Below are 20,618 nucleotides of genomic sequence, written 5' to 3'. Positions count from 1 at the left end.
TCGGAGAGGCCGCGCTTGGCCGTGGCACCGGCCGTGTCGGAGTCGGCCCAGCCGTATTCGTACGTGCCCAGGCCCTCGAGCTCAGGGTAGGCAGTCTCCGTGGGGAGAGTCATGCGGGGTTCCTCCCAGGGGCAATGCAATCGCGTGCAGTCAAGTCGAGTTGGTGTATGCAGTGCGATACAGCCGAGCTGTGCAGCGGCATTGGGGCGTCGCTCAGCGACCCTGCTCCACCTCACGCCGAGCGCAAAGCTCGTTCCTGGAGCAATCTCCGATCTCATCAACATGGATAGTCCGTATGCGCACGTGGCGACAAGAGTGTTGGACACGTGAACATGCTGAACAAGTTGAGCAAGTTGAGCAGGTTGAAATCCGAATAGTTTCCGACATGCTCGTGGAGTGGCGTCGGGTCCGCTCCGGCTGTTGAGTTCGTTGAATACTCGGCTCAGCTCTGTGGGTTGTGTCGAAGCGAGCTAGCCTGTGGTGATGCGCCGACGCCTGGAGGGCGGACTGTGAGCTTCCCTGAGGTGTCTTGAGCAGTGGTTCTGCGGGATCAAGGTTTGCTCTCACTGAGCGGGTCGATCGAATCCGGGAGTCATCGGTATGGACAACGAAAAGTTCAGTGATGCCATGCTGCCCTGTCCTGATCAAGGCGAGCCCAGCATGGCGAGGGTCTACAACTACCTGCTGGGAGGAGAATTCAATTTTGACTGTGACAGGGTCCGGGCGAACGTCTTGATGGAGAAGCTCCCAGGTGTTCGGAAAATGGTGAAGAGAAACCGTGCGTTCCTGGGGCGGTCAGTCCAATTTATGGTGCAGCAGGGAATCAGGCAGTTCATCGACATCGGGTCCGGACTTCCTGATCAGGGGGCGACGCACGAAATCATCCGGAAGATTCACCCGGGTATCCCGGTCGTCTACGTTGATAGAGACCCTGAAGTGGTGGGATGTGGCCGCTCCATCATCCGGGACGACGAGACGGCAACCATCATCCAGGCCGACTTGGCCCACCCTTCAAGTGTGTTCGAGAATCCGGAGCTCCTGAAGCGGGTGGATTTTGGCAGGCCGGTCGGAGTCGTCATCGGTGCCGTACTGCATTTCATTCAGGACGATGAGGATTCCAGGCGAGTTGTGCACAGTATCCGCCAGATCCTTGCACCGGGTGGTCACTTGTCCATGTCGCATGCCGTGGCCGACGAAGTATCCGGTGAGACGCTTGACCGGATCCGGGGTGTGGACGCTGCGCTGACCCCTCGGTCGACGTCTCAACTGATCTCCTTGCTCGCGGAGTTCGAGGTCGTCCCTCCCGGGCTCGTTCCGGTGCACCGTTGGCGCTCCGATGTGTCGGCCGGCGCGGAGTGTACGCAGGTGGATGATCCGGGGAACGAGCTTGAAAAGCTGCTCTACGGCGTCGTGTGCCGCCTTCGCTGATCGATTCAGGTAGCGCTCTCGCGAGGAACGTCGGCCTGCCGGTCGACCGGACTGCTGAAGTGGCACGTCGTCTGCCCGATGATTCCCCTGTCACGGCGCGGGTGCAGGCGGCTTGACGCCTTGTGGTTCCGGAGCGGCAGCGCGGGCGGGCGGTGGTGGATTACCGATGAGGGGCTTGCCTTCGGCAGGATGGGCGCATGACAGAGATCCGTACCCCCCGTCTTCTCCTTCGCAGCTGGCACGACGACGACCTCGTGTCGATGGCGGACATCAACGCGGACCCACGGGTCATGCGCTGGATCGACGACGGCTCGGTGCGCGACCTGGACGGCACGGCCGAGGATATCGAGCGGTGGGAGGAGGAGTGGGACGAGGAGGGCTTCGGGCTCTTCGCCGTCGAGCTGCTGGCCTCAGGCGAACTGATCGGCTTCACGGGACTGTCCGTGCCCGAGTTCCTGCCGGAGGTGATGCCTGCCGTGGCGATCAGCTGGCGGCTCGGCTCGCACTTCTGGGGCCAGGGCTACGCGTCCGAAGCCGCGCACGCCACGCTGGAGTTCGCGCTCCAGGACCGCGGCCTGGACCGCGTCATCAGCATCAGCCAGGTGGGGGACAGCGCCTCCGAGAACGTCATCCGCAAGCTCGGCATGGTGCCCGAGCGGGAGACGGTGCACCCGGTGTACGGCTATCCGCTGCGCGTTCACGCCATCGATCTCACCGAGTTCCAGGCGTGAACCGGCCGAGTGCCGCCCCGATGGCCGGTACCGCCGATCGCCGGTACCGCCGCGATCGGGGCGGTTGTGCATCTGCTGGCCACCGCCATCAAGGACAGGCCCGGGCCTGTCCTTGATGGCGGCGTGCCGGCCGGTACCGCCTACCGTCTACTGGCCTGGCGGCGGGGCCGGCCCGTGGCTAGCGCAGATGCCGGGTGAAGAACTGGGCCGCGGCTTCCCCCGCGAACTGCGGGACGCCGGTGTGCCCGCCCATATTGGCGTGCAGCGTCTTCTCCTCGGAGCCGAAGGCGTCGAACAGGTCCAGGGCCGCCTGGCGGTCGTTCCCTTCGTCGTCCCACTGCAGCAGGACGTGCAGCGGAATGGTGACCTGACGGGCCTCCTCGAACATGGCGCGAGGGACGAAACTCCCGGCGAACAGAACGGCGGCCGAGATGCGCGGCTCGACCACCGCCAGCCGGGTCCCGATGGAGATCACTCCCCCCGAGTACCCGACCGGGCCGCCGATCTCGGGCAGCGCAAGGAGGGCGTCCAGGGCGGCCTGCCATTCCGGGACCGCCTTGTCGACCAGCGGGAGGACGAGGGCGTCGACGATCTCGTCGCTGACCGGCTCGCCGGCCTCCATCGCCCGGCGCAGGTCGGCGCGGGCCTGCTCGATGGCGGGCCAACGGGGCCGGTCGCCGCTTCCGGGGAGCTCGATCGCGGCCGTGGCGAAGCCCTCCGCCGCGGAGTGCCGGGCCCGGGCCACCAGCCGGGGGTACATCTTGCGCAGCCCGAGGGGCGAGTGTCCGAGCAGGATCAGCGGCGCCGGTACGGATGCGGTTGCCGATGCGGGAGTCCACAGGATGCCGGGGATCTCGCCGAGGGCGAATTCGCGCTCGAGGACGTCGTCGAGGCGCTGTTCAGAAGTGAAATACATGGTCGTGCCTTTCGGGAGTGCTCTTGAATGGCGCTCCCGGACGACCTGTCTAACGTCCGACCGTGACCCCGGAGGGGAGCACCCATGTCGATACTGCGTTCACGGGTACCACCTCCTCGTTCTCTCGCACGGCCTCCGGAAAAGTAGCAGTAGTCGTTGTAGTACGCCAACGGGTTTTTGCCCAGGCTCCGTGGCCCACCGCGAAGGCAATCGCGTTCTGCTGTCGTTTCCTCCGGCCGGCAGGATCTCACCGGCCCTGGCCGGGCCCCGGTCGTGGCCCGGCCAGGGTGCCTCTGTTCCTGGTCAGAGCCTGTCAGGAGCCCCGTCGGGCAGGGCTTCTCGGGTCCCGCAGCGTTCGGCTTCGTGCAGCGACTTGATCAGGCACGCGCGGGCGCGGGACACACGGGAACGGACCGTGCCGATGGGGCAGTCGCTCACCCGTGCCGCTTCCGCGTAGGGAAGGCCCAGTAGTTGGGTGAGGACGAACGCCTGGCGGCGCTCGTCGGGCAGGGCGGTCAGGAGGTCGTCGAGTGCGACGCCGTCGTCGAAGCCGGGCAGGCCCTTGGGCTGGGCGTGCTCGGCGGTGCGCTGCCAGTCGCCGGTGAGCGACAGGCGGGGCCGGGCGGATGCGTAACGATGGCTGTCGATCACGGCCCGGCGGGCTATGGACAGCAGCCAGGTGCGGGCGGAGGAGCGGCCCTCGAAGCGGTGCAGGCTGCCCAGCGCGCGGAGGAAGGTCTCCTGGGCCAGGTCGTCAGCGGCCTGCGGGTCGGCGCCGAGGTAGGTGACGTAGTAGCGGACGTCGCGGTGCAGGGCGCGGACGAACTGCTCGAAGGCTTCGGGATCGCCGCCCCGGGCGGCGAGCGCCCAGGCGGTGATGGATGCGTCTCGTGAAGCGGGCAGGGCAGGAGTGATCACCTGATGTCCTCTCGGATGATCCGGGTGCGGGCACGCCGGAACCGGTGACGGGCCCGTGCTGGGAATCGGCCGTGCACGCGAGGGGCACGGCTGTTGCCCGGGGCGTGGGGTGCCGTCGGCACCGCCGCGGTATCGCCTCGGGGGACCTGCTGCCGTCAGGTGGCAGCGGTTCCGGCGGGCGGTCCCCGAGAGGTGATGACGTGGACGAGGAGGACCCGGCGCAAGGGGCTGTAGGAGTTCCGGCGGATGCGAAGGCGTGGCTGGGGCGTGGGTCCGGCCGGGACAGGCGCCGGCCGTAGCGGCGTGGCGAGCCACCTGCCGAGGGCCCGGAGGATACGGAAAGCGGCGCGCTCTCCGTGTGCGAGCCACAGTGCGCACACCAGCGCGGCCAGCAGGTGGGTGACCAGCATGCCGCCCGACGACATGCCCATGTGATGGCCCGTGTGTGCCATGGGGCCCGTGGCATCCATTGGCCCCATGCCACCCATGCCACCCATGTTCGCCGTGTGTCCCATGGCGGCCGTCACATCGTGCGGGATACCCGTACCCGGTACCGGCTTGAAATCGCCGTCAACGTGCGGGCCGCAGAGGAGGTACCACGCCCATTGCCGGGCGAACGGGGCGTCACGAGGCAGTGCGGGGTGTGCGAGTGCCTGCCCCAGTGAGAACCACGAGTGGAGCACCGCCTGGGCGGCGACCGCAGCGGAGGCCACCGCGTCGAGACCGCGTTCACGGTCGGCCAGGAACCATGCCGTGCTGCCGGCCGCCGCGGTTCCGCTGGTCAGGGCCCACCAGGGCACCGGCGCGCCGGACATCACGGCGTGGCCGACGGCGGTGAGCAGCACGCAGGCGGCCGCGAAGACCGCGGCCCGTACTGTGCGGCAGACCCACCCGGCAGCCATGGCGGGCTCATCGTCGCACCTGGAGGACGCCAACGGGAGTCGGAACGCAAGGGTACGGAAATCGGCCAACTGCACATGCGTGCCGGGGGAACTCGCCCGGCGTGCGGGCCGACGTGTGTCGTGGAGGGGCGTCCTGCCCCGTATGGCCTGGCGGGAGGGAGGCGCATCTGTGGTGACGGAGCCGAGTGCGGTGAGGGTGGACGAGGGCGGCGGGCAGCGGTCGACCGGCGCGGTGACGGCGCTGTTGACCTGTGCCATGGCCTTCTCGATGTTGCAGCTGTTCCTGCTGGGAGCTCTGGGTCCGCGGCTCGTGGACGAGCTGGGTGTTTCGCCGACCGTGCTGGGACTGACGACGACGGTCGGCTTCGGCGTGGCGACCGCGCTGTCCCCGGTCGGGGGCTGGGTGGCCGACCGGGTGGGTCCGCGGCGTTGTCTGGCCGTGCTGCTGGTGATTTCGGCCGTGGCGCTGACTCTGATCGGCGCGGCGGGAAGCGCCGGTCTCCTGCTGGGGGCGGTGGCGCTCGGCGGGTTGCCGCAGGCGCTGGCCAATCCGGCCACCAACAAGGCGATCCTGGCTGTCGTACCCGCCGCACGGCGCGGTGCGGTGACCGGGATGAAACAGTCGGGGGTCCAGATCGGGACCTTCGCCGCCGGGCTCCCCCTGGCGGCGCTGGCCGGACTCGCGGGCTGGCGGTGGGCGGTGTGGACGGCCGCCGGCGCGGCGTTGGCGACCGCCGGATGGGCGGCAGGCATGCTGCCTGCCGATCCGCCGGCGAGGCCTGCGGCAGCCGTCTGGATACCGCACGGGATGGTCGCCTGGCTGGCGGTCTTCTCGCTGCTGCTGGGGTGCGGCATCGCCTCGGTGAACACCTATCTGGCGTTGTACGGGGTCCGGCGGCTGGGGTTCGGCTCCACGGCGGCAGCCGGGTTGGTGGCGGTGCTGGGGGTGGCCGGGATCGTGGGGCGGCTGGGCTGGTCGAAGGCCGCCGGGCGGCCCGGCCGGGCCCGGTGGCTGCCGGGTGGGCTGGCCGTGGGTGCGGTGGGGGCCGCGCTGCTGCTGGCGCTCTCGGCGTCCGCGCACCCGCTGGTGTGGGTCGCCGTGGTGGGCGTGGGGGTGTTCGCGGTGGCGGCCAACGCGGTGTCCATGGTGCTGGTGATCCAGCGGGCGGCATCCGGCCGGACCGGGCAGGACTCGGCGCTGGTCTCGGCCGGGTTCTTCGCCGGATTCGCGCTCGGCCCGCCGCTGTTCGGGATGCTGGCCGAGGCCGGCCGGTACGGGGCCGGGTGGCTGCTGGTGGCCGGCGAGTTCACCGGGGCGGCCACGGTGGCCCTGCTGTGGGCCGGGCGGGAGCGGCGCTCGGCCGCAAGCCCGTGAATGCTCCCTCCTGGGCCGCCCCGGCGCTGGGCGCGGTCCTCGACCGTGTCATGGTCACCGCCGCCGGGACCGGTGACCGCTTTCCCTTGTTCGCGGACCCGGACAACGGGACATGGACGACGACCCGGCGAGGCTCGTGGACCGGTGGATTCTGGGCGGGGTTGCTGTGGTTGCGCGCACGGCACACCGGCGACCCGAGGGACCGATGGGCCGCACGCGCCTGCACGGACCGGCTCGCGGGCTGGGCACGGGCCGACACCGCGGCCCGTGGGCTGATCTTCTGGTACGGCACTCTGCCGGCCTCCGGCGACCCCGGAACCGCCGCGATGCGGGAACGTGCGGCTCTCGCCTGCCGGGACGCGTACGACGATGAACTGGGCCTGGTGCCCTGGGGGTCGGCCTTCGGCGGTCCCCGGCTGCTGGCCCGCGCGGACGGGGTGCCGGGCCTGGTGCCGCTGCTCGCCATGGTGGACGCGCGGGCGGCCGGGACGCATCTGCGGAAGCACCTCGAACTGTGCCTCGGGCAGCGGCCCTTCCGGTGGGCGTGGCGACATGACCGGGAAGAGAGCTGGACGGCCTGTGCCGATCAGCCGTCGGGCTGGAGCCGGGGCCGGGCCTGGCTTCTCCTGGGAGTGGCCGAGGGCTCCCGCCTGCTCGGCCCGGCCGAACAGGCCGAGGCAGCAGATGCGTTGACATCCGTCCCTCTCGTACCTCCGGCGGACGAGACGTTCCCCTCCGGCCCCCGCGACACCTCCGCCGCGGCCATCACGGCGACCGCGTTGCTCGGGCTCGGCCATCGGGAGCACGCGCTGGCTGTCCTGGAGGAGCTGGTCCACTCCCATGTGACGGGCGACGGCCGCCTGCTGGACGGCTGTTACGACCTCGGTTCCGGCGTGGCGCCCCGGCACGAGCTGATCTGGGGGGACTTCTTCCTCGCGTATGCGCTCGCCGCGCTCACCGGCCTGGTCGATGTCCACGCCCTGCGGGCGGATGTTTGATTAGAGTTGTTTGTTCCTTTCGTCCTAGCGGGCGCCTTGTCAGCAGATCACCTGGAGTCGCGATGAGCTCCGCCAAGACCGCCGAAGCCGCCTTGCGGGGGCTGGGGGTGTGCTGCGCCGTCGGCAACGCGGTGCTGCACACACTCCTCACCCCCGATCACCTGGAGGAGAAGCTCTACATCGGCGTTCTCTTCGCCGTGGGCAGCGCCATCATGCTGGCCGTCGCCGTGTGCCTGGCCACCACCTCGCGGTATGTCACGGTCGCGTGGCCGATCGGAGCGCTGGTCAGCCTCGGTATGATCACCGGCTTTCTGCTGTCGCGCACCGCCGGCCTGCCGGACGGCTACTACGAGGAGAGCTGGGAACGGCCCTACGGCCCTCTTACCTTGATCGTCGAGGGTCTCTTCGCCGTCGCTTTTCTCGCCTGGCTTCCCAGCCGGAAACCCGCGTCGGGCTGACACCTCACCCCTCGTCAGGAGCGGCTCGCAGGACGCGCCGTGCGACGGACACCATGTGCAGTTCGTCCGGGCCGTCGAGGATGCGTGCCATGCGGCCGGTGCGGAAGAGCGAGGGCAGCGCCGTGTCCGGGCCGAGTCCGGCGGCCCCGTGCACCTGGATCGCCGCGTCGGCCACCTGGTGCAGCGTGCGCGCGGCGGCGACCTTGGCCAGGCCCACCTCCAGGCGGGCGTCGAGTCCCGCGTCCAGCCGGGCCACGGCCTCGTACACCAGCGGCCGGGTGGTGCGCAGGGAGAGCAGGGACTCGAAGACGTGGCGCTGCACCAACGGGAAATCGGCGAGTGTGCCGTGGGAACCGGTGCGGGTGACGGCCCGTCGGCGCATCAACTCGAAGGCGCGCTGAGCCTGGCCGAGCCAGCGCAGGCAGCGCACGGTGCGGCCCAGTTGCAGTCGTTCGCCGGCGACGGCCAGGGCCTTGCCACGCTCGCCGATGAGGTGGTCGGCGTCGACCGGCACGCGGTCGAGTGCGATCTCCGCCTGCCCGCCCGCGCCGAGCACGGGCAGGTCGCGCACCACGTGGAAGCCGGGTGCGTCGGTGGGCACCAGCAGCAGGGAGAGCCCTTCCCGGTCCGGGGGCTCACCGTCGGTGCGGGCGAGCACGGTGACCAAGTCGGCGCCGGCCGCGCCACTGGTGAACCACTTGCGGCCGCTCACCCGCCAGGTCCCGTCCTCGCCCGGATCGGCGCGGGTGGCGGTCAGGGCGGGCTCGGTTCCCGGCGTATCGGGCTCGGTCATGGCGTAGCAGGCCCGTAGTTCCCCGGAGACCAGCCGCTCGGCGTACCGTGCGCGGACCCGCGTGCTGCCGTGCCGCCACAGCATCAGGGCGTCCAGCAGCGAGGCCGAGCCGAGTGCGGCAGGGCCGTGGTCGCTGGCGCCTTCGGTCTCGGCGACGTGGGCGTAGGACGCCAAGGGGAGCCCCTGCCCGCCGAGTTCGGCGGGGAGCGGCAGCGCCCACAGGCCCCGGTTCCTGGCCTCCTGCTGCAGCCTGTGCAGGGCGGCAGCCGCCTGCCGTCCCCCGCCGTCGAGGAGTGGTTCGCACGGCACAACCCGCTCGCGCATGAAGGCTGCCACTCTGTCCGTCAACTCCCTGAGCTCCGCCGGGCATTGAGGGGCGCCGCGTGTCACCGGCACGGTCCACCGCCTTTCTCCGCCTTCCTCCGGCCGCGCGGGAACTCGGGCGATCGGCCGCGCGACTGCCTTCCGTGGAACCGGTCGGGGGCGGCCGCTCCCGGGTTCCCGCGGGTCACGGTGTCGGGAAGGGAGAGGGCATTGGCGATATGTGCCGTATCCACCTCTGCGTGGCGGGCCGGGCCGCTCCGCGGTCTGCACATGCGGAGTTCGGGTCCGCAAGGCATCGACGGCGGGCTCGTCGCAGAACACCTCCGGCTGCTGGGCGCCGGGGGAATCCGTCCCCTGGGCAACCGCGTCGTCCTGACCGGCGCCGGATTCGGCGAGTTCACCGCTCGCATGGCATGGGGTGACGCGGACGATGCCGGCGACGAGGCCACCGTGCAGGCCGCCACCGGCGTCATGGCGGTGCACGGCCGCCGTGACGGCAGCCCCCGCGGCCTCGCCGTCGACTACGCGGCCACCGCGACGGGCATCCTCGTCGTGCAGGGGCTGCTCGCCGGGCTGATCGCACAGGCGCGGGGCGGACGGGCCCAGGGCGTGGAGGTGACCGCGCACCGCGCCGCGCTGCTGGCCGTCTCGCAGTACCTGGCCGCCGCCGGGGCCGAGGACGGGGAGGCGGCGGAACTCGCGCCGGGCGGGCCGCCGTTCACCACGTCCGACGGCACGATGTTCGAGCTGGAGGCACTCGATCCCGGGGTGTGGGCGGGGTTCTGGCGCGCACTGGGTGCGCCCGAGGAAGCGCTGCGCCGGGGCTGGCGACCCTTCCAGTTCCGGTACGCCACGGCCTGTGCCCCCTTCCCCGCCGTCCTGCACGAGGTCGTGCGCGCGAGCACCTGGGAGCGGATCCGCGTCGCCGCCGATGCCTCCGGCGCCGATGTGTGCCGGGTGCGCTCGCTCGAGGAGCGGGCCGCCGAACATGACGAAGCCCCGCCCTGGTCGTTCAGCGGACACGACGCGGCCCACACCTCCCGCCCCGCCGACGGCGCGCCGCTGTCCGGACTCGTCGTGCTGGAGGCGGGGCGCCGCATCCAGGCCCCGCTCGCCGCCCACCTGCTCCGACTGCTCGGCGCCGAGGTCGTCCGTATCGAGCCGCCGGGCGGTGACCCGCTGCGCGGCATGCCGCCCACCTGCTCGGGGACCTCCGCGCGGTGGCTGGCGCTCAACCGGGGCAAAAAAGCGGTGGAGTTGGACATCAAGTCCCCCGCAGGACGCGAGTGGCTGCGGGCCATGGCGGCAGAGGCGGATGTCTTCCTGCACAACTGGGCACCGGGCAAAGCCGCCCGGCTGGGACTGGACCGCGAGCACCTGGCCGCCGCCAACCCCGCGCTCGTCTACGCCCACACCAGCGGCTGGGCCGGCCGGCTGCCGGGCGCCCCCATGGGCACCGACTTCATGGCCCAGGCCCGCACCGGAGTCGGCGAAGCCGTGCGGCCCGCCGACGAACCACCCGCGCCGTCCCTGATGACCCTGCTCGACGTGCTCGGCGGGCTGCTCGGCGCCGAAGCGATCCTGGCGGGTCTGCTCCTGCGCGAGCGCACCGGACGCGGCATGCGCATCGACTCGTCGCTGCTCGGCGCCGCCGACGTGCTCACCGCCCCCGCCCGGGCGCGCGCCGCCCGGGGGCTCGACCCCCGCAGCCCCGCCGGGTTCCGCCGTCCGCTGCGGACCGCCGACGGCTGGCTCGCCCCGGCGGACGCCGACGCCGCCGAGGCAGCCGCGTTCGACCTGAGCCACCTGCCCACCGGGCAGGCTCTGCAACTACTGCACGCCCACGGCCTGATGGCCGTCCCGGTCGTCACGGACCTCGCCGAGCTGCTCTTCACCGGCACCGTCACCCGTGACACGCACGGTGCCCCCGCCGTCCCCGATCCGTGGAGCTTCACATGACCGTACCGCTGCACGACTTGCTGCCCGCCGGACTCCGCCGTTCCTGGGCCGCCGACGGCACCTGCCCCGACCTCGACCTCTACAGCCTCTACCGCGCCCACCGGATCGCCGACCCGCACCGCACGGCGCTCATCGACGCCCACGGGAAGCTCTGTTACGCGGCCCTCGACCGCAAGGCGCGCTGTCTCGCCGGGGGACTGGCCGGACTCGGCATACGCCCCGGCGACGTGGTCGGCACCCAACTCCCCAACGGGCGGGGTGCCGTCACCGCCGACCTGGCACTGGCCGCACTCGGCGCCATCGCGCTGCCCTTCCCGGCCGGCCGTGGCCGACGGGAAGCCGTCTCGCTGCTGGGCCGCTCGGAGGCCGTCGCGGTGATCGCTGCCACAGAGCTCCGCGACAACCACCATGCCGCCGACCTGCTCGCCCGGACCGCAGAACTGCCCGCCCTGCGCACGGTGATCGCGGCCGGGCCCGGTACCGCACCCGACGGAGCGGTCACCCTGTCCGAGCTGCTGCGCACGGACCCGAGGGACTTCCGCCCGGTCCGGGCCGACCCCGACTCCGCCGCCCGCATCCTTGTCTCCTCCGGCTCGGAGGCCGAGCCCAAGATGGTCGCGTACTCGCACAACGCGCTGGCCGGCGGCCGCGGCAACTTCCTCGCCGCGCTCGTGCCGGACCGCCGGCCGCCACGCTGCCTCTTCCTGGTGCCGCTCGCGTCCGCGTTCGGCAGCAACGGCACTCCGGTCGTTCTCGCCCGGCACGGCGGAACCCTCATCCTGCTCGACCACTTCACCCCCGCGGCGGCCCTGGAAGCCCTCGCCGCGCACGAACCGACCCACGTCATGGGCGTGCCGACCATGATCCGCATGATGCTGGACCACCTCGCCGACGGGCCGCGCGCGGCCTTCGTACCGCCGACAGCGCTTGTCGTCGGCGGGTCTCCGCTGGATCCGGCCACCGCCGAGGAGGCGCGCAGCGGCTTCGGCTGTCCGGTCGTGAATCTCTACGGCTCGGCCGACGGGGTCAACTGCCATACCGGGCTGGCCGATGAGCCCGCGCGAGGCGAGGGGCCGGGTACGTTCGTCGGCCGCCCGGACTCCCGGGTCGCCGACATACGCATCGCCGCCCCGGATGCCGCCGGGCCGGAGGAACTGCCCGCCGGCTCGGTCGGCGAGATCGTCGCCCGGGGGCCGATGACCCCCATGTGCTACGTCGCCGCCCCCGAGCTCGACGCCCGCTGCCGTACACCCGACGGCTGGGTCCGCACCGGAGACCTCGGGCTGATGGACAAGGACGGCACCCTGCGGGTCGTCGGGCGCCTGAAGGACGTGGTGATCCGCGGCGGCGCCAACATCAGCCCGGCCGAGGTCGAGATCGAACTCGCCGCCCATCCCCTCGTCCGGGACGTGGTGTGCGTGGGCGTACCCGATCCGCTGATGGGCGAGCGGCTGGCCGCCTGCGTCGTGCCGCGCGGAGGGCGGGCCCCCGGCCTCGATGAACTGTGCGCGCACCTCGACGCCCGGGGGCTGGAGCGGCGCAAGCATCCCGAACATCTGCTGCTGGTCGATGAGTTGCCGCTCACTCCGGCCGGGAAGCCGGACCGGGATCGCCTGCGGGAGCGGCTCACCGCCGAACCGTCGCGTACATCCGCGGGCTGAGCCCACCGGACGGCGACAGGGCCCGCCGGGTCGGCCGGCGGGCCCTGTCGCTTTCAGGGGTGCCTCAGGAGCCGGTCAGCGCCTTCTTCACCGTCGCCGCGGCATCGCGGTACACGGCAAGGAGATCCAGGTCCTTCCCCGGATAGTTGACGATCTCCAGCTGGCGTGCGCCCGAGCCGGGCAGTACCGTGCCCGTCGTCATGTGCACGTTGTCCAGGACCAAGGCAGGCTTCTTCCGCGACAGTTCGGACAGCTGCCGGGCCGTCACCGCATCCGGTCCGTAGGTCCCCGCCACGTTCGCCCCCGCCATCTTCGCCGCCCAGACCGAGTAGACCTGGGCCACGACGGACGGCGCCCTGCCGCCAGGCCGGGCGTCCTTCAGGCCCTTCTGGAGAGTGCCGTACTCGCTCTTGAAGGCACTGTTCCACTTCTCGGCCGCGTTCTGCGTGCCGAACACCCCGCCCAGACGCGTCACTTCGGCCATGGCCTTGTCGGCGTCGTTGTCGAGGCCGACCTCGACCAGTTTCGCGTGGGCCCCGGCTGCCTCCTTGAGCTTCTTCGCGTACGGCTCGAACGGCGCGTACAGCACGAAGTCGGCGTGCGCCACCGCCGTGAGGTCGGACGGCTTGGGGTCGTAGTCGGGGGCGTGCTGCACCGACGACGGCACGATCACCTTGACGTCCCGGGCACCGGCGGCCTTGGCGAAGGCGCCCTCCCATGTCGTCGTGGCCACGACCACCGGCGGACCGTCACCGCTCGTGTGGCCGGCGGCGGATTCGCTGCCGCCGCAGCCGGTGACGGTCAGTGCGAGCCCCGCGCCCATGGTCAGTGCGAGGAGGGAGGCGATTCGGATGCGTACGCGCGGCATGAGCTGTCTCTCCGTTCGGGGACGAGGTGGGCGGCGAGAGCCACGGCCCCCGCCGCCAGGACAAGCACAGGACCGGGCGGCAGGTCGAACCGGAGCGCGACGAGGAACCCGGACAGATTGACGACGACGCCGATGCCGATCGCCCAGCCGGTGATGGACGTCAGCGACCTGCCCAGCCGCCGCGCCGCGAGCGCGGGCAGCAGAGTCAGCGCGTCGACGAGCAGAGCCCCGGTCAGCCGGATCGCCCCGGCGACCGCCACCGCGACCAGGACGAGCAGCAGCAGGGTGAGCCGGTCCACCGACACTCCGGAAGACAGCGCGAGTTCACGGTCGTACAGCAGCAGCGCCACGTCACGGTGCCGCCACCAGAACACGGCCGGCACGACGACGGCGAGCCCGCCCAGCAACCACACGTCCGCGCCGCCCACCGAGAGAATCGATCCCCACAACAGGGCGAACGCGCCCTGGGCATTGACCCCCGAGACCGCGAGGACCAGCAGCGCGGCAGCGATCGCCAGACTCATCAGCAGGCCCATCGCACCCGACAGACCGTCCGGGGACCGGGCGAGCGGCGCGGTACCGGCCCCCGCGAGCGCACAGGCCGCCAGCGCGCACAGCATCGGGTCGAGCCCGGTCAGCAGACCGACGGCGATGCCCAGAAGCGCCACGTGCATCATCGCGAACCGCACCGGCATGATGTCCAGCCCGACGATCACCACCCCGATCACGGGCAGTCCGACGGCCGCCAACAGCAGTGCCACACCCGCTCGTTGGACCGGCACCAGCTGAAGCAGCTCTCCGAGATCCGCCGCGGCCATGGTGTTCACGGCACCTCCCGCAACCGGCCCGCGGCCATCTCCAGCACCCGGTCACAGCGCTCCGCCAGTGCCCGGTCGTGCGTGACGACCAGCACCGTCACCGGCAGCGACAACAGCACATCGCCCGCTTCCTCCTGCCCGGCGAAGTCCAGCGCGGCGGTGGGCTCGTCGGCGAGCAGTACACCCGCGCCCGCCGAGACGCATCCGACCGCGCGCGCCAGGTACATGCGCTGCAGCTGGCCGCCGGACAGGGTGTGCAACGGCCGGTCCACCAGCGCCCCGACCCCCAGCTTCTCCGCCGCCGCGACGGCCTCGGCCCGTGCGCCGCCGCTCGCCAGCAACTCGCCCGCCAGCAACGGGAAACGGCCGACCGCGGGCTTCTGCGGTATCCACGCACACGCCCGCCGCCGCCACGCCCACTCGGCCGCCGTCCCGGCATCCCGCCCGCCCACCAGGATCCGGCCGCCGACCTGGCGATGCAGACCCAGCATCGCGCGCAACAATGTCGTCTTGCCCGAGCCGTTGGTCCCTGTCAGCGCCACCCGCTGCCCGGCGGTGACATCGAGGTCCACCTCGCGTACGGCCGTGACCCGGCCGTGACTGCAGGTGACCCGGCACAGCCGCACGTTCAGACCGCCCATTCCACCTCCTCGCCCCTCGAACCAGTCGGAGAGCGGAGGCGGTTGGTTCCCGACGGCCGCCGGGCCGCCGTCACGCCGGACGGCGTGACGGCGGGCGGGGTCAGGCCGAGCGGCGTCGGCGGCGCAGGTGGAGGACTGCCGCGCCCGACACCGCCAGGGCTGCCGCGCCGGAGGCGACCGGGAGCCAGGGGAAGGAAGAGGCGGTGGTGGCCTGGGTCTGGGCCTGCTCCTGGGCCTGGTCGTCGGCGAGGGTGTAGCCGCCCGCGAGGCCCTTGCGGTCGTAGGCCGAGCCGGGGAGCTTGTCGCCGTAACGCTTGGCGACGAGCTGCTGGTACGCCGCGAGCGAGACGCGGGGCTTGCCCTGGAGAGCCGTCCGGGCTTCCTTGTTGAGCGGCTCGACGGAGCCGCTGCCGGTCAGCCGGTACCAGCCGTGGATCTGCGGCTCCATGAAGGTCTGTGCCCGGTCCGTGCCGCGTTCGGCGGCGCTGATGTCCGCGTCGCCGTCGCGGATGCCGGCCAACTGCCAGTCACGGCCGCTGTCTTGACCCGGGGCGAGCAGGACGGCGGCCTGGCGGCCGTTGGCGGCCGAGACACGGGAGGCGAGGTAGGACAGCCGCAGGGCCGAGCCCGCGGTGGGCTTGGTCTTGCCGGTGACGAACTCGGGAGCGAGCTCGTAGAGGGGAACCGGCTTCTTGAGGTCGAAGCCGGTTGCGGCGGCAGGTGCCTGCGCGAGGCCGCGCGGGGCGCCGGCCGTGCCGTTGTCCGTGCCTCCGTCCGCGCCGCCGTCCGGGGCACGGCCCTCGGCAGCCTTCAGGAAGCGGGCGACGGTGTCCTGGACCTTGCCGGAGCGCAGCACCTGCTGAGCGGCGGTGTAGTCGGTCGCCGCAGGGGCGGTGGGTTCGTCGGCGGCTTGTGCGGAACCGATTCCGCAAAGGGCGACGACGGCAGTGGCCGCGAACAGGGTGGCGGCGCGTCTGGTCGTACGGTGCATGATGGTTCGTCTCCTCTAGCCTTGCATGCCGATGCGCGTGTGGGTCCACCGGAAGGAGTTGTTTCCGGAGTAGGAGGAGTAGTTCCACCAGGTGTAGGTCTTCGTGGTGGGCCAGGGGTCGCCGACCGCGATCATGTTGCTGGTGCTGTCGTAGCCGTAGACGACGTTCATGTGGCCGCCGCCGGAGTTCCAGCCGATACGGACGGCGAACGGGCGCCCGTTCGCGATCTCGTTCCGGGTCTCGCCGAAGGACGCGTTGCGGTACAGGTCGCTGCCGTTGCTGCGGAAGCCCATGTTGCGAAGGGCGTTGGCCATGTCGCCGAGGGTGGCGGGGCGGTTGTTGCAGTCCAGCCGGTTGTTCTGGGCGGCCAGGCGGCAGAAGTCGGCCTGGTTGTAGCGGGTGTAGCCCCAGTAGTTGGCTATGGTCAGGCCGGTGGCGTCCCAGCACCACTGGTCCTTGACCTGCTTCTGCATGCTGATGTCGAGGGCCTTGCGGCCGGTGGTGGGCTGGGGGGTGGTGGTGTTGCAGGTCGGCAGGCTGCCGGTGTTCTCGCGGATGAACGCGTCGGCGATGTAGAACTTGCCGGACCAGATCCAGCGGGAGTTGTTCTCGACGACATCGCCAGTGGTACGGCAGGACATCGAGATGCGGTCGCCGACCCGCGACTTCCCGGTGGTGGCGGCCGAAAGGGACGGCTGGGAACGCTGGTTGACCGTGCTGAAATTGCCTCGCCCGCCGGTGACCGTGCCGGTGGCGGCGGCCTGGGCCTCGGGGGAGACGCTCAGCAGGAGTCCGCCGGACAGGACGGCGGCGGCCATCGTGGACAGAAGCACCTTGTTGCGCCTCGGCCTTGGGGCAGGGGCGGCGTGTGTGCGCGCCGATATGCGCGTTGATCTACGGAATCCGTGCATGGGGGGTTCCTTTTTCCGCTGACTTCTGGTGATCAGTACTGGATGGTGTGGCCGTAGAGGATGTTGCGGGCCTTCGGTCCGCTGTCCAGGCCGTACGCGGGCCGGTCGGTGAGGAAGTACTCACGGAAGGTGGACTGGCGCTCGCGGGACATCATGGTGTTGCTCTTCGTCCAGCCGCCGTCGATCTGGGACCACAGGTCGACCAGCGCGGTGCCGACCCGGGCCTCGCAGGCGTCGCCCCAGTCCATGCCGCGTGTGCCGCGGTCGTTGGCGAGGTTCATGGAGCTGCCGTTGCCCCACGTCATGACGGTGTCCTTGAAGGTGTGGAACGCCACGGCGTCGGCGAAGCCCTCGGTCCAGCCACAGGTGGTGGAGGAGGTGCGGTTGATGTAGTGGGGCGAGCAGTTGGTGACGTACGGCCACCATCCGTTGTAGAGCTTGCCCATGAGGGAGTGTCCGGCCTCGTGGACGGTGGTGTGGCCGGAGTCGGGGTCGCTGTCCGCGAGGTGGACCTTGTCGTCGCGGTTCGTCCAGTACGTACCGTCGGTCGAGCCGGGGTACCACTGGACGGTGATCGGGGTGCAGCGGCCGTCCCTCTGGTTGCTCGTCCAGCAGGTGCTGGTCGAACCCCGGTCCCACCAGAGCTTGTTGAGGGTGTCGAAGGCGTGCCAGGCGCGGCTCTGGCCGCTGTTGGCGTAGACGGTGCCCAGGCTTCTGTTGCCCGAGACGTTGCTCAGGGCGTTCGAGGTGGTCGCGTAGCGGCGGTTGTATCCGTCGACGACCGACCACATGGCGCCGGCCTGGGTCTGGAACTCCGCCCAGACCTGGGAGGTGACGGAAGTGCTCGGCGTGTAGCAGAGCTTGAACGTGCCGTCTCCGTTGCCGGTCAGGCCCGTGGCGAGCTTCTGCGTGCCGCCGCCCGAGGTCGCCCTGCCCCAGAGGGTGACGTTGGCGTTGCTGACCGGCAGGTCCCGGTCGGCCTTGCGGTTCCAGCTGCCGCCTTCGGAGGACTGGAAGTGGTTGCGCAGAGTGCCGCTGACGCAGACCGGGGCGTAGCGCTTGCCGGGCGCGGCGGCGTGCGGGGGAGTGCTCGGTGCGGCCGGGGCGGCGGCGCCCGGGCGTGCCGGGCGGCCGGGCGCGGTGGGCCCGCTGACCGGGGTCGCGGCGGCCTTGGTGACGGACATGCCCTTGGCGGTGGAACCCTTGCCCTTGCCGATGGTCAGTTCCACCGAGGCGTGAGCCGCGCGGCGCGGGCCGGGGCGGTCGATGTCGCTGATGTCCGCCTGGATCTGGGCGGGGCCCGTGGCGACGGCCTTGACCTCGAGCTCGATGGTGCGGGTGCCCGGGGTGAGGGCCAGCGTCCGGCTGGTGCGCTGGCCGAAGGGGTCCGTCGTGGGCGCGGCGAGGGCCGGGTTCCGGTCGACGATCCGCAGGGCGGGCGGCAGTTGGAGGGAGAGGCCGGCGCGCTTGACGTCGGTCTGCGCCGTGACGGCCACGGTGAGGGTGGATCGCTCCCCGACGGCGGGGAGGCGGTCGAGGGAGGCGGTGACGCCGAGACAGCTCAGCGGCGCTTCGGAGTTCTTGTCCGCGGGGCGGACCGTGCAGGTGTCCGCCGGGGCGGGGGCGGCCGCGTAGGCGGACGGTACGGCGACGGTGGCGATACAGGCGCCTATGCCACCCGCTGCGATCAGTGCAGCGGGTTTCGGCAACCGTATTCGGAACATGGGCATGCCTTTCTGCGGCGTGCACAACGGGTCCGGTGCACGCCGATTCGAACCGTGGGGGGTGGGCGCTGCCGCGAGCGTCAATCACTCGTGAACACTCGTGAACGGCAGTGCCTTGATCAATAACTCACCGGGACTTTACGACACATGGATTGCGCATGTCACATTCGGCGTGCAACAACACGGCTCAGAAGGCGAGTAGATATGGGGTCACATGCGGTTTTGCGGTAAACCCGCAATATTTGAAGGACGTTGGCGTGCGCCCCTACTCGGCCGTCATGTAGCGCGTCCACAGCTCGACCGGCAGCGAACTGCCCACCGTGCCCTCAGGTGTTCCGCCGATGCCGTCCAGCGGGAGCAACTCCTGCGTCTTGGGGTCGATACGGGCGAGCGAGACCGCGGTCGACAGGGAGTCGCGGTAACCGACGTACCAAGCCGACTTGTTGTCCTGCGCGGTGCCGGTCTTGCCGGCCGTGCCGGGTCCGGCGGCCCGCGCCGGCCGCGCCGTGCCCGTGCGGACCGCCTCGCGCAGCGCGTCGTCCACGGCCCCCGCCGCGCGCGGTGGCAGGGCCTGCTCGGTCTCCGGCCTCTCCACGGGCACGTCGTCGCCGTTGCGCCGGAGTCCGGCGACCGAGTACGGCTCGGTGTGCCTGCCCTTGGCGGCGAACGTGGCGTAGGCGTCGGCCATGCGGATGGCGCTGGGCGTGGAGGTGCCGAGCGAGAACGACGGCAGTTTTTCTCCGAGGCTGCTCTCCAGCAGGCCCGTTTGTACGCTCGTCTTGCCGACCCGGTCCAGCCCTACGTCCATGCCCAGCTGCATCATGGGGGTGTTGACCGAGTGGGCGATCGCATCCTTGAGGGAGACCTTTCCCCAGGACCGGTCGCCTTCGTTGACCGCTTTGACGATCTTCCCGGACCGGTCCCAGTAGGGGCCCTCCGGGGTTTGCAGCGAGACCTTGTCGTCGCCGTCGTAGAGCGCCGCCGGGGTCACGGGTGTGCGGGGCTTGCCGCGCTCGCGCTGCACCCCGTCGCGCAAGGCCGCCGCGTAGACGAAGGGGGTGAAGGCGTTGCCCGCCGGCACGACGGACGAATTGGCGTCGTTGAAGCCCTGTTTGAGGTAGTCCGGCCCGCCGTACAGGGCGACGATGCGCCCGTCGGTGGCCACCGACGCGGCCCCGATGCGCACATCGCGGTCGGCCGCGCGCCGGTCCGGGGCCAGACCGTCCCGCGCCTTCTCGGCCGCCCGGGTGAGCGCTGCCATCCGCTTCTTGTCGAATGTCGTGCGGATCTGGTAGCCGCCGAGCGCGAATTCCCGCTCGGAGACGTGGGAGTGGGCCAGCAGATAGGCGCGGGCCGTCTCGACGAGGTAGCCGGCCTGGCCGGATAGCCCGGTGACCTTGGGCGGGGCGATCGGCTCGGGGAAGTGCGTATACCGTGCGCGCTCCTGCTTGGAAAGCTTGCCGATGGCCACCATCCGGTCCAGGACCCAGCTCCAGCGCTCCACCGCGCGTTGGTGGTTCCCGGCGCCGGCCGCCGGGTCGTAGAGCGCGGCCCCCTTGAGCAGGGACGCCAGGAAGGCGCCCTCGCTCACGTTCAGCTGCGAGACGTCCTTGCCGTAATAGGCGTGGGCGGCCCGCTGGATGCCGTAGGTACCGCGCCCGTACCAGCTGGTGTTGAGGTACTGCTCGAGGATCTCGTCCTTGCTCATCTTGTTGTCGAGCTTGATCGCGATGAACATCTCGGTGAGCTTGCGCGTGAAGGTCTGCTCCTGGTTGAGGTAGGCGTTCTTCACGTACTGCTGGGTGATGGTCGAACCGCCCTGGGTGTCGCCCCCGGTGACCATCTTGGAGACCGCGCGGACCATGCCGCTGGGGGAGACCCCGCTGTCGGAGTAGAACGTCTCGTTCTCCGCGGCCAGCGTCGCCCAGCGGACCTTCTCGGGCACCTGGTCCAGCGGCGTGTCCTGCCGGTCGATCTCGCCGGTGCGGGCCATCTCACTGCCGTCGGCCCAGTAGTAGACGTTGTCCTGCTGGGTGGCGAAGGCGTTGAGGTCGGCGGGTATCGCGGTGCGCAGGTACATGATGGTCAGCAGCCCGGCCACGGCGGCGACGAAGGAGCCGAGCAGCCCCAGCGTCTGGCGCCACGACGGTACCCAGCGTCTGAACCCCGTCCGGCCCGGGCGGGGATAGGCGGGGCGCAAT

Annotated in this window: 18 protein-coding genes; 7 read left to right on the top strand and 11 right to left on the bottom strand. The window is 71.0% G+C overall.

The window, feature by feature from the left end; genetic code table 11:
* The first annotated feature begins 600 nt into the window (after positions 1–600).
* Both ACV530_RS22840 and ACV530_RS22835 read left to right on the top strand, forming a co-directional pair.
* The gene (locus ACV530_RS22840; RefSeq protein ID WP_494334463.1) at positions 601–1,428 is read left to right on the top strand and encodes an SAM-dependent methyltransferase; all 828 of its coding nucleotides are present in this window, start codon (positions 601–603) and stop codon (positions 1,426–1,428) included.
* Between the two features lie 197 nt (positions 1,429–1,625).
* Positions 1,626–2,159 carry a GNAT family N-acetyltransferase gene (locus tag ACV530_RS22835; protein WP_494334462.1) on the top strand — a complete coding sequence of 178 codons (534 nt, stop codon included), beginning with the start codon at positions 1,626–1,628 and terminating at the stop codon, positions 2,157–2,159.
* 178 nt (positions 2,160–2,337) lie between these two features.
* Here the strand turns inward: ACV530_RS22835 and ACV530_RS22830 are convergent, their stop codons facing one another.
* The 3 genes from ACV530_RS22830 to ACV530_RS22820 form a co-directional block, all read right to left on the bottom strand.
* The gene (locus tag ACV530_RS22830) at positions 2,338–3,075 is read right to left on the bottom strand and encodes a dienelactone hydrolase family protein (RefSeq protein ID WP_494334461.1); all 738 of its coding nucleotides are present in this window, start codon (positions 3,073–3,075) and stop codon (positions 2,338–2,340) included.
* Between the two features lie 303 nt (positions 3,076–3,378).
* Complete coding sequence (locus tag ACV530_RS22825) at positions 3,379–3,993, bottom strand: sigma-70 family RNA polymerase sigma factor (RefSeq protein WP_494334460.1); 615 nt, start codon at positions 3,991–3,993, stop codon at positions 3,379–3,381.
* Between the two features lie 155 nt (positions 3,994–4,148).
* Entirely contained in the window at positions 4,149–4,895 is a 747-nt protein-coding gene (locus tag ACV530_RS22820) for a hypothetical protein (protein ID WP_494334459.1), read from the bottom strand.
* A gap of 172 nt (positions 4,896–5,067) precedes the next feature.
* Here ACV530_RS22820 and ACV530_RS22815 point away from each other — a divergent pair, with 172 nt between their 5' ends.
* The 3 genes from ACV530_RS22815 (at position 5,068) to ACV530_RS22805 (ending at position 7,726) form a co-directional block, all read left to right on the top strand.
* Complete coding sequence (locus ACV530_RS22815) at positions 5,068–6,270, top strand: MFS transporter (protein WP_494334458.1); 1,203 nt, start codon at positions 5,068–5,070, stop codon at positions 6,268–6,270.
* On the top strand, positions 6,231–7,268 hold the full coding sequence (locus ACV530_RS22810) for a sugar ABC transporter permease (RefSeq protein WP_494334457.1): 1,038 nt from the start codon (positions 6,231–6,233) through the stop codon (positions 7,266–7,268). The genes ACV530_RS22815 and ACV530_RS22810 overlap by 40 nt, the downstream gene beginning before the upstream one ends.
* Positions 7,269–7,330: 62 nt before the next feature.
* The gene (locus ACV530_RS22805; protein WP_494334456.1) at positions 7,331–7,726 is read left to right on the top strand and encodes a hypothetical protein; all 396 of its coding nucleotides are present in this window, start codon (positions 7,331–7,333) and stop codon (positions 7,724–7,726) included.
* A gap of 4 nt (positions 7,727–7,730) precedes the next feature.
* On the opposite strand, the gene ACV530_RS22800 is transcribed toward ACV530_RS22805, so the two are convergent.
* A complete protein-coding gene (locus tag ACV530_RS22800; protein ID WP_494334455.1) occupies positions 7,731–8,915 on the bottom strand; it encodes an acyl-CoA dehydrogenase family protein in 1,185 nt (394 codons plus the stop codon).
* A 198-nt stretch (positions 8,916–9,113) separates the two neighbouring features.
* Here ACV530_RS22800 and ACV530_RS22795 point away from each other — a divergent pair, with 198 nt between their 5' ends.
* The gene (locus tag ACV530_RS22795; RefSeq protein ID WP_494334454.1) at positions 9,114–10,802 is read left to right on the top strand and encodes a CoA transferase; all 1,689 of its coding nucleotides are present in this window, start codon (positions 9,114–9,116) and stop codon (positions 10,800–10,802) included.
* Positions 10,799–12,463, top strand: a complete 1,665-nt coding sequence (locus ACV530_RS22790; RefSeq protein ID WP_494334453.1) for a class I adenylate-forming enzyme family protein — start codon at positions 10,799–10,801, stop codon at positions 12,461–12,463. Before ACV530_RS22795 ends, ACV530_RS22790 begins: the two co-directional genes overlap by 4 nt.
* Positions 12,464–12,527: 64 nt before the next feature.
* Here the strand turns inward: ACV530_RS22790 and ACV530_RS22785 are convergent, their stop codons facing one another.
* The 7 genes from ACV530_RS22785 to ACV530_RS22755 all read right to left on the bottom strand — a co-directional run bounded on the left by ACV530_RS22785 (position 12,528) and on the right by ACV530_RS22755 (position 20,617).
* Entirely contained in the window at positions 12,528–13,331 is an 804-nt protein-coding gene (locus ACV530_RS22785; RefSeq protein WP_494334452.1) for a metal ABC transporter solute-binding protein, Zn/Mn family, read from the bottom strand.
* A complete protein-coding gene (locus ACV530_RS22780) occupies positions 13,289–14,158 on the bottom strand; it encodes a metal ABC transporter permease (RefSeq protein ID WP_494334451.1) in 870 nt (289 codons plus the stop codon). Before ACV530_RS22780 ends, ACV530_RS22785 begins: the two co-directional genes overlap by 43 nt.
* The gene (locus ACV530_RS22775; protein ID WP_494334450.1) at positions 14,155–14,790 is read right to left on the bottom strand and encodes an ATP-binding cassette domain-containing protein; all 636 of its coding nucleotides are present in this window, start codon (positions 14,788–14,790) and stop codon (positions 14,155–14,157) included. The genes ACV530_RS22780 and ACV530_RS22775 overlap by 4 nt, the downstream gene beginning before the upstream one ends.
* A gap of 100 nt (positions 14,791–14,890) precedes the next feature.
* The gene (locus tag ACV530_RS22770) at positions 14,891–15,781 is read right to left on the bottom strand and encodes a hypothetical protein (protein ID WP_494334449.1); all 891 of its coding nucleotides are present in this window, start codon (positions 15,779–15,781) and stop codon (positions 14,891–14,893) included.
* 15 nt (positions 15,782–15,796) lie between these two features.
* Positions 15,797–16,615: a papain-like cysteine protease family protein gene (locus ACV530_RS22765; RefSeq protein ID WP_494334448.1), complete on the bottom strand. Its 819-nt coding sequence runs from the start codon at positions 16,613–16,615 to the stop codon at positions 15,797–15,799.
* A 110-nt stretch (positions 16,616–16,725) separates the two neighbouring features.
* Positions 16,726–18,417, bottom strand: a complete 1,692-nt coding sequence (locus tag ACV530_RS22760) for a mycolysin (RefSeq protein ID WP_494334447.1) — start codon at positions 18,415–18,417, stop codon at positions 16,726–16,728.
* 265 nt (positions 18,418–18,682) lie between these two features.
* Positions 18,683–20,617 carry a transglycosylase domain-containing protein gene (locus ACV530_RS22755; protein ID WP_494334468.1) on the bottom strand — a complete coding sequence of 645 codons (1,935 nt, stop codon included), beginning with the start codon at positions 20,615–20,617 and terminating at the stop codon, positions 18,683–18,685.
* Position 20,618 lies beyond the last annotated feature (1 nt).

The organism is Streptomyces sp. SX-6 (genome assembly GCF_059089585.1).
The sequence above is the reverse complement of the archived record's forward strand: the minus strand, read 5'-3'. Positions and strand labels throughout refer to the sequence as shown.

What these genes read in the sequence shown, in the direction of transcription:
- ACV530_RS22795 (WP_494334454.1), top strand. Translation starts at nt 9,114, where the DNA reads ATGCGGAGTTCGGGTCCGCAAGGCATCGACGGCGGGCTCGTCGCAGAA.
- ACV530_RS22770 (WP_494334449.1), bottom strand. Translation starts at nt 15,781, where the DNA reads ATGCACCGTACGACCAGACGCGCCGCCACCCTGTTCGCGGCCACTGCC.
- ACV530_RS22760 (WP_494334447.1), bottom strand. Translation starts at nt 18,417, where the DNA reads ATGTTCCGAATACGGTTGCCGAAACCCGCTGCACTGATCGCAGCGGGT.
- ACV530_RS22775 (WP_494334450.1), bottom strand. Translation starts at nt 14,790, where the DNA reads ATGGGCGGTCTGAACGTGCGGCTGTGCCGGGTCACCTGCAGTCACGGC.
- ACV530_RS22820 (WP_494334459.1), bottom strand. Translation starts at nt 4,895, where the DNA reads ATGGCTGCCGGGTGGGTCTGCCGCACAGTACGGGCCGCGGTCTTCGCG.
- ACV530_RS22835 (WP_494334462.1), top strand. Translation starts at nt 1,626, where the DNA reads ATGACAGAGATCCGTACCCCCCGTCTTCTCCTTCGCAGCTGGCACGAC.
- ACV530_RS22805 (WP_494334456.1), top strand. Translation starts at nt 7,331, where the DNA reads ATGAGCTCCGCCAAGACCGCCGAAGCCGCCTTGCGGGGGCTGGGGGTG.
- ACV530_RS22830 (WP_494334461.1), bottom strand. Translation starts at nt 3,075, where the DNA reads ATGTATTTCACTTCTGAACAGCGCCTCGACGACGTCCTCGAGCGCGAA.
- ACV530_RS22785 (WP_494334452.1), bottom strand. Translation starts at nt 13,331, where the DNA reads ATGCCGCGCGTACGCATCCGAATCGCCTCCCTCCTCGCACTGACCATG.
- ACV530_RS22790 (WP_494334453.1), top strand. Translation starts at nt 10,799, where the DNA reads ATGACCGTACCGCTGCACGACTTGCTGCCCGCCGGACTCCGCCGTTCC.
- ACV530_RS22840 (WP_494334463.1), top strand. Translation starts at nt 601, where the DNA reads ATGGACAACGAAAAGTTCAGTGATGCCATGCTGCCCTGTCCTGATCAA.